At 62.0% G+C, this 14222-nt stretch carries 8 protein-coding genes; 7 read left to right on the top strand and 1 reads right to left on the bottom strand.

The annotated features are described in order from the left end of the window. The 5 genes from D0N36_RS03165 to D0N36_RS03145 form a co-directional block, all read left to right on the top strand. Window positions 1–666 (top strand): efflux RND transporter periplasmic adaptor subunit (locus D0N36_RS03165; RefSeq protein WP_116939587.1); only part of this gene is annotated, 666 nt, incomplete at its 5' end. Between the two features lie 145 nt (window positions 667–811). After that, complete coding sequence (locus tag D0N36_RS03160; RefSeq protein WP_116939586.1) at window positions 812–3910, top strand: efflux RND transporter permease subunit; 3099 nt, start codon at window positions 812–814, stop codon at window positions 3908–3910. A gap of 239 nt (window positions 3911–4149) precedes the next feature. Beyond that, the gene (locus D0N36_RS03155; protein ID WP_116939585.1) at window positions 4150–4740 is read left to right on the top strand and encodes an RNA polymerase sigma factor; all 591 of its coding nucleotides are present in this window, start codon (window positions 4150–4152) and stop codon (window positions 4738–4740) included. After that, a complete protein-coding gene (locus D0N36_RS03150) occupies window positions 4721–5593 on the top strand; it encodes a hypothetical protein (protein WP_116939584.1) in 873 nt (290 codons plus the stop codon). The genes D0N36_RS03155 and D0N36_RS03150 overlap by 20 nt, the downstream gene beginning before the upstream one ends. Before the next feature lie 96 nt (window positions 5594–5689). Next, entirely contained in the window at window positions 5690–6856 is a 1167-nt protein-coding gene (locus D0N36_RS03145) for an outer membrane beta-barrel protein (protein WP_116939583.1), read from the top strand. Between the two features lie 100 nt (window positions 6857–6956). On the opposite strand, the gene D0N36_RS03140 is transcribed toward D0N36_RS03145, so the two are convergent. Then, window positions 6957–7703, bottom strand: coding sequence for a TrmH family RNA methyltransferase (locus D0N36_RS03140; RefSeq protein ID WP_116939582.1), 747 nt, complete (start codon window positions 7701–7703; stop codon window positions 6957–6959). 20 nt (window positions 7704–7723) lie between these two features. Here D0N36_RS03140 and tamL point away from each other — a divergent pair, with 20 nt between their 5' ends. Continuing rightward, window positions 7724–10339, top strand: coding sequence for a translocation and assembly module lipoprotein TamL (gene tamL, locus D0N36_RS03135; protein WP_116939581.1), 2616 nt, complete (start codon window positions 7724–7726; stop codon window positions 10337–10339). A gap of 371 nt (window positions 10340–10710) precedes the next feature. Further along, complete coding sequence (locus D0N36_RS03130) at window positions 10711–14211, top strand: T9SS type A sorting domain-containing protein (protein WP_116939580.1); 3501 nt, start codon at window positions 10711–10713, stop codon at window positions 14209–14211. Window positions 14212–14222 lie beyond the last annotated feature (11 nt).

The raw sequence follows: 14222 nt of genomic DNA, 5'->3' as shown, positions 1-14222 counted from the left end.
CCAGCGCGGGCTGCCGATCGCCCGCGCCCGTCAGGCGCCGCGAATGGCAACACCAGCGGCGGGCAGGCCCTGCCCATCAAAGCCCCGCTCAGTGGGGTGGTGCAGCGCGTCACCGTGACCTCGGGCTCGGTGGTAACCGCCAACACGGTGCTGGTGGAACTGGCCGCGCTCAACAAGGTATGGGTGCGCGTGCCGCTGTTCGTGGGCGATTTGCGCCGTCTGGGCCAGGACCAGGCAGTAACCGTGCGCCCGCTCAACGGCGGGGCCTCGCGCCAGGGCCGGCCGGTGGAAGCGCCCCTGCTCGGTGCCACCGCCAGCACAGGCACAGCCGATGTGTTCTACGAAATTGACAACTCCGACGAAGCATTCCGCCCCGGCGAGCGGGTGGCCGTGGACGTGCCCCTGACCAGTGCGGCGGCCGGCACCGGCAGCGCGACCGGCACCCCGGCCCTCACCATCCCGGCCGCCGCGCTGCTCTACGACGCCACGGGCGGGCAATGGGTATACGTGCGCACCGCCCCCCGGCAGTACACGCGCCAACGGGTGGAAGTGCAGCGGGCCGTGGGCGACCAAATCGTCATTTCCCGGGGTGTAAAAGCCGGCGCGGAAGTCGTGACCGACGGCGCGGCAGAGCTATTCGGAACGGAGTTCGGCGGCAGCCATTAGGCAGTACGAACAAATAATCTGAACGTCATGCAGAGCGCAGCGAAGCATCTCGCCCGCTTCGCTTGAATACTACTGTAACGAAGCGGGCGAGATGCTTCGCTGCGCTCTGCATGACCGTTCCTTTAAAGCGCATAACCAGCACCATATGAAGTGGATAATTGAATCAGCATTGCGGCTGCGGCTGGTGGTCGTCATCCTGTTCGGGGTGATGCTCGTGGCGGGCCTGCAGGTGGTGCGCAACACGCCGCTAGACGTATTTCCGGAATTTGCGCCGCCTTACGTGGAGGTGCAGACCGAAGCGCCCGGCCTGAGCACGGCCGAGGTGGAAGCCCTCATCAGCGTGCCGCTGGAAAACGCCCTGAACGGCACGCCCGACGTGAAGAAAATCCGCTCCAAATCGGTGCTGGGCTTGTCGTCGGTGGTGCTGTACTATCCGCCGGGAATTGACATTAACAACGCCCGGCAGGCGGTGCAGGAGCGGCTGGCGCGGGTAGCGCCCACGCTGCCCGGCGTGGCCCGGCCCCCGGTCATGCTCTCGCCGCTGTCGTCCACGAGCCGGGTGCTTAAAATCGGCATCACCTCCGACAGCCTCACGCAGGTGGAAATGACCACCCTGGCCCGTTGGAGCATCCGGCCGCGCCTGATGGCCGTGCCTGGCGTAGCCAACGTGGCCATCTGGGGTCAGCGCGACCGGCAGCTGCAGGTGCTGGTGAACCCCGAGCAGCTGCGCACGCTGGGCCTCACGCTGGCCGAGGTGGAAAAAGCCGCGGCCGACGCTACTACGCTGGCTGGCGGCGGCTTCATCGACTCGCCCAACCAGCGCCTGGCCGTGTCGCAGAGCGCCGCCATCCAGAGCGCCGCCGATTTGGCCCAGATGCCCGTGACCTTCCGCAACGGCGTGAGCCTCAAGCTGGGCGAGGTGGCGCAGGTAGTGGAAGGCTTCCCCGCGCCCATCGGCGACGCCGTGATTAACGACGTGCCCGGCCTGCTGCTCATCGTAGAAAAGCAGCCCGGCGCGAATACTTTGGAGGTAACGCGCCAGGTGGAGGCGGCCCTGGAGGCCATGCGCCCCGGCCTGAAAGGGCTGGAAATCGACTCGACCATCTTCCGCCCGGCAACCTTTATTGAGATGTCGCTGAGCAACCTGAACAAGTCGCTGCTCATCGGCTGTGTGCTGGTGGTGCTGGTGCTGCTGTTCTTCCTGTATGAGTGGCGCACGGCCCTCATTAGTGCCCTGGCGCTGCCTACGTCGCTGATTGCGGCGGCGCTGGCGCTGCGCTACTCCGGCAAAACCATTGATACAATGGTGCTGGCCGGCCTCATCATTGCCCTGGGCGAAGTGGTCGATGACGCCATCATCGACGTGGAAAACATCATGCGCCGGCTGCGGCTGAACAAAGAAGCGGGCTCGCCCAAAACGGCTTTTGCGGTGGTGTACGAGGCCTCAATGGAAGTGCGCTCGGCCGTGATTTACGGCTCGGTTATCGTGGCGCTGGTGCTGCTGCCCATCTTCCTGCTGCCGGGCTTGTCGGGGGTATTTTTCCAGCCGCTGGCCTTTGCCTACGTGCTGGCCATTCTGGCCTCCTTGTTCGTGGCCCTGACACTCACGCCCGCGCTGGCGCTCATGCTGCTGCCCAAAGCGGCCGAAAAGGAGTCGAAGGATGCGCCGGTGGTGGCCTGGCTCAAGCGGCACTACGCCCGGCTGCTGCCCGGCCTGCTGGCCCGGCCCAAGCGCGTGGCCTGGTCGCTGACCACGGTGGCGGTGGTGTCGATGCTGCTGGTGCCGTTTTTCGGCCAGGAATTCCTGCCCAACTTCAAGGAATACGACTTTCTGATGCATTGGGTGGAGAAGCCCGGTACTTCGCTGCAGGCCATGTCGCGCATCACCATTCGGGCCAGCAAGGAGCTGCGCGCCATTCCCGGCGTCCGCAACTTCGGCGCCCACATCGGCCGGGCCGAAGTGGCCGATGAGGTGGTGGGCCCGAACTTCACGGAGCTCTGGATTTCCGTGGACCCCAAGGTGGACTACGAAGCCACGGTGGCGAAAATCCAGACCGTGGTGGACGGTTACCCCGGCCTCTATCGCGACCTGCTCACCTACCTGCGCGAGCGAATCAAGGAGGTGCTCACCGGCACGTCGGCCACCATCGTGGTCCGCATTTTCGGCCCTGACCTCGACCAGCTGTACACTAAAGCCAAGGAAGTGGGCGCGAAGCTGGAAGGCGTGGAGGGCGTGGTGGACCTGAAAGTGCAGCAGCAAACCCTGGTGCCGCAGATTCAGGTGAAGATTAAGCCTGAGGCGGCGGCGCGTTTCGGGCTGAGTCCGGGCACCGTATTGCAGGCCATCAGCACGCTGGTGAAGGGCCGCAAGGTGGGCGAAATCTACCAGGAACAGAAGATTTTCGACGTGGCCGTGTGGGGCCAGCCGGCGGTGCGCTCCGATTTCGGGGCCGTGCGTGAGCTGCTCATCGGCCTGCCCGGCGGCGGGGCCGTGCCGCTCAAGGAGGTGGCCGATGTCCGCATCGTGCCCACGCCCAACGAAATCACCCGCGAAGCCTCCTCCCGCCGCATCGACGTGACGCTGAACGTCCGCGGCCGCGACCTGGGCTCGGTGGCCCGCGACGTACAGGCGCAGGTGGATGGCGTGGCGTTTAGTGCCGGTTACCACCCCGAAATTCTGGGTGAATACGCCGAGCGGCAGACCTCCCAGAACCGCATGGCGCTGCTGGTGTGCCTCTCGCTCGTCGGCATCTTCCTGGTGCTCTACACTGATTTCGGCACCGTGCGGCTGGCCACGCTGGGCATTCTGAGCTTGTTCTTTGCCGTGTCGGGCTGTCTGCTGGCGGCGTTTCTCACGGGCGGCGTGCTGTCGCTGGGATCTATCGTGGGCTTTATCACGGTGCTGGGCGTGGCGGCCCGCAACAGCATTATGCTGGTGAGCCACTACCAGCATCTGGAGCGCGAGGAAGGTATGCCCTTCAGCAAGGAGCTTATCATTCGCGGCTCGCTGGAGCGGGTATCGCCCATCATCATGACGGCCCTGACCTCGGTGCTGGCCCTGCTGCCCATCATCCTGGCCGGCAACGAGCCCGGCTCGGAAATCGAGCACCCCATGTCGGTGGTGATTCTGGGCGGTGTGGTTACGTCGACAGTACTCAACCTGCTGGGGATGCCGGCGCTATACTGGGCCTTCGGGCGGAAGGCGGGTGCGGAGCTGGTAAGCCAGCCGGAAAGCGCGGCCTGACGCCGGACTCGCCCGGGCAGGTAGCCGACGACCTTGCGCGGCAACGTCAGGGCGAAGTCCAGAGAAAAAAGTTAAAAGTCAAAGCCGCTGAACGGGCCAAGTGCCGATGTTCAGCGGCTTTGACTTTTGATTTTATCTCTTTGACTTTATTTTCACTTCCCAGGCAACCCTTGTGCGCTACCTTGCATCTGACGCCCCAAACCACCTGCTTCTGACCTGAACTTTACGCCGCTGTTCCCGTGACGGAAACCGAGTTAATTACCGCCTGCCGCCAGGGCAGCAGCCGCGCCCAAAAGCAGCTCTATGAGCAGTTTTCGGGCCTGATGCTGTCGGTGTGCCTGCGCTACCTGCGAAGGCGCGAGGATGCCGAGGAGGCCCTGATTGTGGGGTTTACCAAGGTGTTTCGGGCCCTCGACCAGTACCGGCACGAAGGCTCGTTCGAGGGCTGGATTCGGCGCATTGTGGTAAACGAGGCCCTCGGGATGCTGCGCCGCAAGGAGCCGCTGCACCTGGCCATCGACGATTTGACCTACGATGTGCCGGCCGTGGCCGCCACGGCCGAAAGCCAGCTCAGCGCCGACGATATGCTGGCGCTGCTGGCGGGTTTGCCGGCCGGTTACCGTACCGTTTTCAACCTGTACGCCCTGGAGGGCTACTCCCACCCCGAAATCGGCGAGCTGCTCGGTATTTCGGAAGGCACCAGCAAGTCGCAGCTCAGTAAGGCCCGGGGCATGCTCCAGCGCCGCCTCGCGGTGGCCAATAGGGAGGCCCGCCCCGCCGCCCCCACCTCCTCCTCACCGAAAGAACTGTATGCAACCGGACGATATTGATAAGCTGTTTCGCGAGCGGTTGGGCGGCCACGCCCCCACCCCGCCCGCCTTCGTGTGGGCCGAAATCGAGGCCGAAATTCAACCCGCCAAGCGCCGCCGCCCTGTAATGTGGCTGGCGGCGGCTTCGGTGGCGCTGCTCGTGCTGCTGGGGGCCGCTGGCTGGCTGCTGACTGGTGGCAGGGGTTCAGCTGCCCGGCCCGAGCTGGCTGCCACTGCGCCAGCCCGCATACCGGCCGCCAGCGCAAAAGGTGCGGCTAATTCTGCCGCGGCGAACAATAATTCTGCTGAACAACAGCCACTTCTGGCGGCCGCTGAAATAAACAGCTCGGCCCAGGCAACGGCTGAAGCAGCTACCCCATCTGGCCCCTCAGAAGCAACCGCCACCGTTACGGCTCCTGGGCCGGCCGCCTTAGTGGCCACTACGGTTCGCGCTGCGGCAGTCCGGCCCGGAGGTGTACAACCCGGCCTGGCCGCCGACCGCCGGCCCCCGACTAATTCGGCGACGGTTGCCTCTAACCTGCCGGCAAACGAGCCGGCTCCGCTAACGGCCCTCGCCGTCACCGCGCCCGAGTTGTCCAAACCCAGGTTGGCACCAGCCCTGAAGCGGCCCACCGCCCTGGCCACCGCCACGGTAGCCCTAACCGGCCCGATTGAAGTGGATGTTCGGCCCGCTTACGAAGCCCCGGAACCGGAGCAACCTGCCCGCCGCCGCGGTCTGGTGGCCGTGCTCCGGCAGGTACGCAACGTGGTGAAGGGCGAGCCGGTGAGCCTGACTGCCGCCGGCCTGCCCGAAACGGTAACCGTGCAGGCCCGCCTGGGCAGCCGCACGCTCACCAAAACCATTCAATTGTAGTGCTTCGAGCTTAGTTGTTAGTGCTTAGAGAACTCAGGCGCATTCCGACAACCAGCAGCTAAGCACTAATTACTAGGCTCTAAAATCAACTCTCCCATGAAACGCTTCCTCCTGCTTCCGCTCCTGACGATGCTGCTGGCCCTGGTTTCGACCACCGGCTCGGCCCGCGCCCTTAGCGCTTTGAACGACGACACCATTGTGGTGCGCCTGCCCAACCAAGCCACGATGACGCTCTATGTAAAAGATCGGGCCCAGCTGCGCGAGCTGCGCAACTACAAGCTCGATTCGCTCATGATTTTGCTCGACACTTACATCGCCCAGGCCGAGAAGGCCAGCAAGAACTCCACCTCCGAGCAGGTAACAATGGAATTCTACCCCGCCAAAGACCAGCCCGGCAAGCGAGTGCCCGAGCAAATCCGCATCACGATGCATAATGACCAGAAAACCGGCAGCCCTGCCAAATCGGGCAGGACGGGCGAGCGAGTGGACGTGACCGTGGGCCGGGTGTTTGGCGTGACGGTGGAGGAAAGCAACACCGATGGCAACGACCGGGTGTCGGTGCGGGTGGGCTCGACGGCCAAGTCCGACTCGATTCGGTCGGCCGAGCGCAAGGCCCGGCTAGAGGAACGAGCCAACCGGGCCGTGCATAGTAACCTTACCATCGACCTGGGCCTGAACGCGCTGACCAACAAGCAGCAGGACCTGAACGGCAACTCCCTGGACCTGCGCCCCTGGGGCTCGCGCTACATCAGCTTCAACTGGCTTCACGACATCAGAGTGGGCCGCAAAGGCTCGCCGCTGTACCTGCGCACCGGCCCCGAGCTGGCCTTCACCAACTACATGCTCGACAACAACCGGCGCTTCGTGAACCAAAACGGCGTAACGACCCTGGAGCTGCCCACCGAAGCAGGCCGCAACTACGAGAAGAGCAAGCTGGCAGTATCGACCATTAACCTGCCGCTGATGGTCGCCCTCAGCTTCCGCGACGACAAGGGCCGCTCTTCGTTTCGCGCCGGCGCTGGCGGGTTCGTGGGCTACCGCCTGGGCTCGCACACCAAGCTCAAGTATGAGGAAGACGGCAACACCAAAAAGGATAAGGACCGCGGCAGCTACAACCTCGAAGACTTCCAGTACGGCCTACAGGGCACCATCGGCGTCCGTGGCATCGACCTGTTCGCCAAATACAACCTCAACGAGCTGTTCAAAGATAACCGCGGCCCTCAGGCCCAGACCATCAGCTTCGGCATCACGCTGCTGAATTAAAAAGTAAAAGCAGAAGTATAAAGGCTCTTTGAACGCCCTCCTTGAGAGTCGTTTAACGAGCCTTTTTACTCTTATCTTTTTTGCTCTTTAGTTCAGTAAATCAACCATTCCGGTAAAAATTATCCAGCAGAATGGCGGCTGATACGGCTACGTTGAGGCTTTCGGCTTGGCCGCGGCCGGGGATGTGCAGGCGCTGGGTGAGGCAGGCTTCGACGGGTGGCGTGAGGCCGTGGCTTTCGGAGCCCATGATGAGCACGCCGCTGGGTTGCAGCCGGAGGCGGTGCACGTTGTCGCCGTGCAGGTCGGCACCGTAGATGGGCAGCTCCGGGGGCAGCGTGGCCAGCCACTCGGGCAGGTTGCGCTGCCAGACGGGTACGCGGGTGAACGAGCCCATGGTGGCCACCACCGTTTTGGGGGCCCAGGGGTCGGCGCAGTTTTCGGAGCACACCACCCCGGCCAGCCCGTACCAGTCGGCCAGCCGGATGAGCGTGCCCACGTTGCCGGGGTCGCGCACGTCGTCGAGGGCCAGCAGCAGCTGGTTGAGGGCCGGTTGCAGGGCCGTTTCGGCGGGTAGGCGGGCCACGGCCAAGGCCGTATTGTTGGTGCTCAGCGAGCTGAGGCGGGTCAGCTCGTCGGCCGAAACGAGGTCGAGCGGAACCCCGGCGGGCAGCTCGGCGGCAATTTTATCAGCAAATTCGGGCGTCGCTATCAGCCGTTCGGTGATAATGCCGGAACTTAGCAGCTCGCGCACGCTCTTGCCGCCTTCCACCAGGAAAGCATCGTGGCGGGTGCGGTACTTCTTCAGGTGCAGCGCGTGCACGTATTTCGCTACTGCTTTTGAAACCATTGGCACCTTCTGAGGCCCTTTTGGGGCGAAATTTTAAACGATTTGAACTGCCCCGGCTGCGGCGGCTGGCCCTGGCGGGCCTGCTGCTGGCCGGCGGCGGGCTGGTGGGCTGTTCGCCGCTGCGGCTGCTAAAGCCCGGCCAGCGGCTGCTGAGCGACGTCAACATCCGGGGGACCGACAAGGCCGACCCCGAGCGGCTGGCGGCTCTGGTGCAGCAGCAGCCCAATAGTACCTTTCCGCTGCCAAAGGTAACCATCTACCAGTTTGGCCGCTCGTTTTATAACCCCGAGCGCATTGCCCGGAAGCTGGCCGATACCAAGGCCGACTACGCCCGCCAGATTACTGAAGCTGGCACCGACTCGGCCCAGGTGGGCAAGCTGCTGCGCCGGCGCGAGCAGAAGGAGCGTCGCTACCAGCTGGCCCTCGACAAGGGCAACGCCGTTATGCGCCTGGGCGAGCCGCCGGTGGTGTACGATTCCTCCCTCACGGCCGCCTCGGTGCAGCAGCTGGGCGTTTACCTGAAGTCGAAAGGCTTTTTCCGCAGCTCCGTTACGGTTTCCGATACCGTGCCCACGCGCCGGTTTACGCCGCTGCGGCTGCTGGCGCTGCAGCCGCCCTACTCCACCGACTCGCAGCGCGTAACGGTTACTTATACCATTCAGGAGGGGCCCGCTTTTCATTATTCGCGGCTCGATGACGAGGTAGCCGACTCGGCCGTGGCCCAACGGGTGCGGGCGGCCCGGCCCCAAAGCCTGCTGCAGGAGGGCGACCAGTACGACGAGGAGGTAATCGGGGCCGAGCGCGCGCGGCTGGAAACGCTGCTCAAAAACCAGGGCTACTACGATTTTCGTCAGCAGTACATCACCTTCGAGGCCGACACCAGCTTCCGGCCCACCACCGTGCGCCTGCGCACGCTCGTAGATGCCCCGCCCCGCGGGCAGCACCGCCGCTACACGCTGCGGCACGTCGATTTCATCAGCGACGCGGGTATCGTGCGCTTCGGCCAAAGCCGCGACACGCTCGTGCGCGACTCGGTTAACTACCTGGCCTACCGCCACCGCATCAGTCCGCGGGCCCTCGACCGCAAGCTGGCGCTGCGGCCCAACGAGCCGTATAGCCTCACCAAAACCCAGCGTACCCAGCGCCAGCTTGGCAGCCTGGATATATTCCGCTTCACCACCATTACCTACCGGCGGGTGCGCGGCGCAGAAGCTCCGGCCGACTCGACCCAGGGCCTGCTCGACGCCACCGTCAGCGCGGCGCCGGCCAAGCGGTTTCAGGAAACCGTGGAGTTTGGCGGCACCTACGTGGCCCAGGAGGTGGGGCCGTTCGGTAATGTGCGCCTGAAAATCCGCAACGTGTTCGGCGGGGCCGAAATCCTGGAATTTGGGGTGCGGGCCGGCTTCGAAGGACAGTATGACATTACGGGCACCCAAGGCAGCGACACCCAAGAAAAGCTGCGCTCCGAGCTGACTACCCAGCTTGGGGGCAACGTGAACCTGGTGCTGCCACGGTTTCTGGTGCCCTGGCGGGTGGGGCCACGGCTGGGCGAGTTCAACCCGCGCACCCGCATCAATGCCTCGTATACTTACGTCGACCGGCCCGACTACACGCGCACCAACGCCGAGGCAACCTTCGACTACATCTGGCAGCGCTCGGCCTTCCACCAGTACGTGCTCACGCCCATCGACCTGAGCATTATCCGCACGGCCAGCATCAGCGACACGTTCCAGACGACTCTGCAGAACCTGCTTATCCGGCAGGGCTCCCCCCTGTTTCGCAGCTTCGACAACCTGCTCATTCCCAGCCTCAACGTCACCTCCCTCTACAACTCCAACGACTTCAACCAAACCCGCGACGCGCGCTACCTGCGCCTGTTTGCCGAGATAGGCGGCCTCAGTCGGGGGTTGTTTCAGAAGCAGCCGCTGTTTACCGATACGCGCAACCTGCGCCAGAGTGACCTCAAAATCTACGATTTCACCAAGTTTACGGCCGACTACCGCCGCTATTATAAGCTCACCTCCGACTCGTATCTGGTGTACCGGCTGGCCGGCGGAGCCGTGGCGGCCCTGAGCCCGACCACGCTGACGACTATTGGCCGCGACGGCAGCCAGAATACCAGCACCTCGTTTCTGATTCCGTACGACAAGTACCTGTTTGCGGGCGGCAGCTCCAGTGTGCGGGCCTGGAAGCCGCGCCGGCTGGGCGCGGGCTCGTTCACGCAGTATAAATTCGACCCGGATGACCCGACCCAACCCCTGATTGTGGATGGCCTGCGGGTGCGCGACTTCAACCTGGAGCAGCCCGGCGAGCTGTTGCTCGAAGGCAACATTGAGTACCGTTTTCCGCTCTACAATTTTATAAAAGGAGCGGTATTCACTGATTTCGGCAACGTCTGGACCCTGCGCTCCGACCCGCGGCCGGGGGCGCAGTTCCGCTTCAACAAGTTCTATCAGCAGTTCGCAGTGGGCTCGGGCTTCGGCTTCCGCTTCGATTTGAGCTTCCTGATTATGCGCCTCGACATTGCCACCAAAGTATACGACCCCGCCGCCCCCGGTAACAAGTGGGCCATTCGCAACTTAAGCTTCCGCGAGGATCAAACCGCCTTCAACCTGGGCATCGGGTATCCGTTTTAATTTCCCGACCCCTCTGATAGCCACTTTGCAGAAAAGCCCCGCCTGGCGGGGCTTTTTCTTTTTATAGCTTGGATCGAATATTTATTAAATACAAAAATATTTGGAATGAAGACTATTCAATCAACCTCCTGCCCCGCATACCAACAAGCCTGAAACAACTTATATCCGGTAGATACTAGTTTTTATCGACTGAATCAGTACATTTGGCGGGTATACTCCAATTCTTGCCGAGTTTAACTGCACAGGTTTAATACTATTCCTGACTCGCTTGCAGCCTCCTCGTTGCCCCGGCTTCGGCCTGCCGTTCCAGGGCTGCCCATTTAAGCAGCATCCCGGAATATCCCCTCCTGCCTCCTCTCCTTTTCTTGCTGATGAAACAACCATTACTCCATTTGGCGGCCGGCCTACTGCTGTGCTTACCCACCAGCTTGGTGCGGGCCGAAGGCTCGAAGCAGCTGACGCCCAACTCCAACCCAACGGTGGCCCTGACGGACGTGGCCAACACCCGCGCCGGCTTCCTGACCCACGATGCCATTGGGGGTGAGAACGTGTCGCTGGGCTTTCTGAAGCCTCGCTCCTGGGGCACAACGGCTCTACCCTTCACCGAGGACTACCGGATGTATGTGCGCCTAAAACCGGGCGAAAAATTGTACTACGGTGTTCATCGCGGGTTGTATGCGGGCGGTACGTTCGCCGACCTCATCCTGACAGTTCGTTATGGAACCGGCGAGGGTACTATTGTGAAGCAGACTACATTGGCGCGCGACCAAACCAGTACTGGTCAGGCCTTGCTCGATGAAAACCAAGATGGCGTAATTGCCACGGCAGTACAAGCCCAGCAGGGCCCGAATAGCTTATCGCCCACAGGCTACCGCGCCCTCAGTTACACGAACAACACGGGTAGCACTCAGGATTTCTTCGTGGAGTTTACCCAAACGGGCGAATTCACCAACGCCGGCAGCCAGACGGGTTTCAACGATTTGGGAAACAGCGCCGGCACTGCTTTCACGGGAGAACGGCGCTCTGAGTATGATTTCTGGGATTTTACCGTTGTGGGCACCGATGGGCAGGAAAAGCCGGGCCGCCTGTTCAGCCGCTTCTGGGCCTTTACGGCCGGCACATCGGCCGGCACTAATAATTTCCTGAACCGTCTTTCGGCCACGTTCAAAATGTTTCCGCTGGTAGAAAGCATTCAGAACCCGGGGCAGTACTACGTGAAGGAAGTGGAACTGGCCGGCATGCGGCCGCTGGTATTCTTCTACGTTACCAACGCCTTCGGATCAAGTCCCGTCGGCGGAGCCAACGACTTTCCAACCCGCCGCAAGAGCCAGCTCACCAACACTGCCTACGCCCAATACCCCAACTTCGTCAACAACCCTGACGAAACCATCTGGCCCAGTGCCCCCATTCCGACAGTAAGCGTGACGCCCCAGCCCTTTTGCAGCAACGGCAAAACGCAGGTGGCCTTTACGACCAGTTCGGCCGAAGCGGGCCAGTTCGACATTCTCATTGACCTGAACGGGCAACCCGGCTACCAGCTCAACTCAACCGACGTGCTGCTGACCCAGAGCGTGGGCGCGGGCACCAGCAACACGGTGGTCTGGAACGGCCGCAACGGCAACAACCAAGACGTAGCCCCGACTGGCCAGAACATTAACTTCCAGTTTACCAGCAACGGCGCTGCCTTCAACTTCCCGGTGTATGACGCGGAGGGCAACCCCGACGGATTCCGGGTGCGCAACGTACGCCCGGCCAACGGCACCGTCTACGACCTGCTGTACTGGGACGACTCCAACCTGCCAGCCACCAAATTCCCGGCCCCACGAACGGAGCTGGCTGGCCAGCGCTCCGGCAATACGCTTAGTGAGGGCGTCCATAAATGGGGCGCTACCAGCGACGACGGCGACCAGTACACGGTGAACACCTGGACGTACGGTTTCTCCGCCTTTAATGGGGCTACCTCGTTCACCTACACCAGCGTTTGCGACAACGACGGCGACGGAGTAGCGGATAACGTGGACATTGACGACGATAATGACGGTATACTGGACGTAGTGGAAGCACTTAGTCCGCTCAACACCGCTACGAATACGGTGGTAGCGGCCTCAGCCATCGATCCGGGCTTTATAGAGACGGCAACTTCCCTACTGCCTAACCCGCCCATCCGTTACCTCGACGCGGCCTACAAGCACCCAGTACTCGGAGCTTTCCAGGATGCAAACAACGATGGGGTGAACGACATCTTCGATGCCGACCTTGACGGTACTCCCAATCATTTCGACCTCGACTCGGACGGTGACGGACTGCCCGACGCTTTTGAGGCGAATGGCAACGTGAATCCAACATATTCATACGACAAGACTCTAATGACCGAGTCTAGAACAGGCAAAGGGAATGGTGGACAACCTTACGTATATACTCGGTCTACATACGTTTTTGCCAGCGCCTACGATCCAGCCCAATCTAAATACACTTCATCGGCAGCTGCAACATCTTCTGCAGCAGGCCTAAATGCTGGAGTAGGGCCTAATGGTTTGCCTGACGCGGTAGAAAACAACGTAACATATACCGTAGTCCGTACGCTAGTAGGCAACAACGACGGTGACTATAATGAGAGTATCACCCCCACCCAATCCAACGCCAGCAAGTACACCCTAGCCGACAACGACACTGACCAGCGTGTGAGCGGCTCGCAGACCATCCGCAACTTCAACTTCCTTGACATCGACTCCGACAACGACGGTATTACTGACGAAATAGAGGCACAGACGACAGTTGTTTACACTGCCCGCAAGGCGCAGGCGAATTTCAAAACTGACACCAACCGCAACGGTATTCGTGACGCTTACGACCCCGGCAACGGTGGTACAGCTATTGGTACGCCGGTTAATTCGGGCGGAAGCGCTGTCGCAGATATGTTTGACTTTGATTCGGATGGTGATAATGCTGGCAAAGGCCTCCTCCCCATCCATCAGCAAACGGCCGATTGGACCGAGGGCTTCGACGACGACCAGAACGGCACGGCCGGCGAGGAATTGGTAGCTAAGGCAAGAGCTTTTGCGGTGGCTAACCCCGGCAAGGCCGCTTACTACGCCATTGGCAGCCCCAACCAAGTCCTGAATTCAGCCTTCCTGCGGGACAATGACGGGGATAAAATCCCCAATTTCCTTGACATGGACAGCCCGAACTACCACGACGACAACTTCAACGGCTTGGTGGACCTCTTTGATCCAGCCTACGGCGGTACTCCCTCTACGGCTCCGCGAGTAGGGGGCGCTGGCACCGAGGCCATCTTCCGCTCCGGCGCCAAAGCAGTGCCCCTGCCCGTTACATTGGTCGACTTCAAAGCGCAGGCCGTGGGTCGCGACGCGCTGGTGAGCTGGACGACGGCTCAGGAGGTGAACAGCGCCAGCTTTGTGGTGGAGCGCTCGAATGATGGCAGCAGCTTCGTGCCGGTGGCCACCCTGCCGGCCCGCGGCACCAGCACCCAACACCTCGACTACCGCATCACCGATAAGAATGCCGGAGTTCAGGCCGGCCTGCGCTACTACCGCCTGCTCCAGCTCGACCTCGACGGTACGGTAGCCCGCTCGGACGTGAAAACGGTGCTCTTCGATGGCCAGGGCAGCGCGACGGCAGTCCGCCTGTTCCCTAACCCTACCAGTGCCAATGTCACCCTCGACCTGGAGGCGCTGCCCACTGGCCCTTACCGCGTAGAGGTACTGAGCGCGGAAGGTCGTAAAGTAGCCGAATGGTCGGCCAACGGCGGCCAGCAGCAGGTGCTGCCCACCCAGAATCTGGTAAAAGGCGTGTATCTGCTCCGCATCAGCGGCCACAACACCACGCAGGTGCTGAAGCTGGTTAAGAACTAAGTTTAGCGCTC

The sequence above is a fragment of the Hymenobacter lapidiphilus genome (genome assembly GCF_003417065.2).
GTDB lineage: Bacteria > Bacteroidota > Bacteroidia > Cytophagales > Hymenobacteraceae > Hymenobacter.
This window is presented reverse-complemented; position numbering and strand designations above follow the sequence as displayed.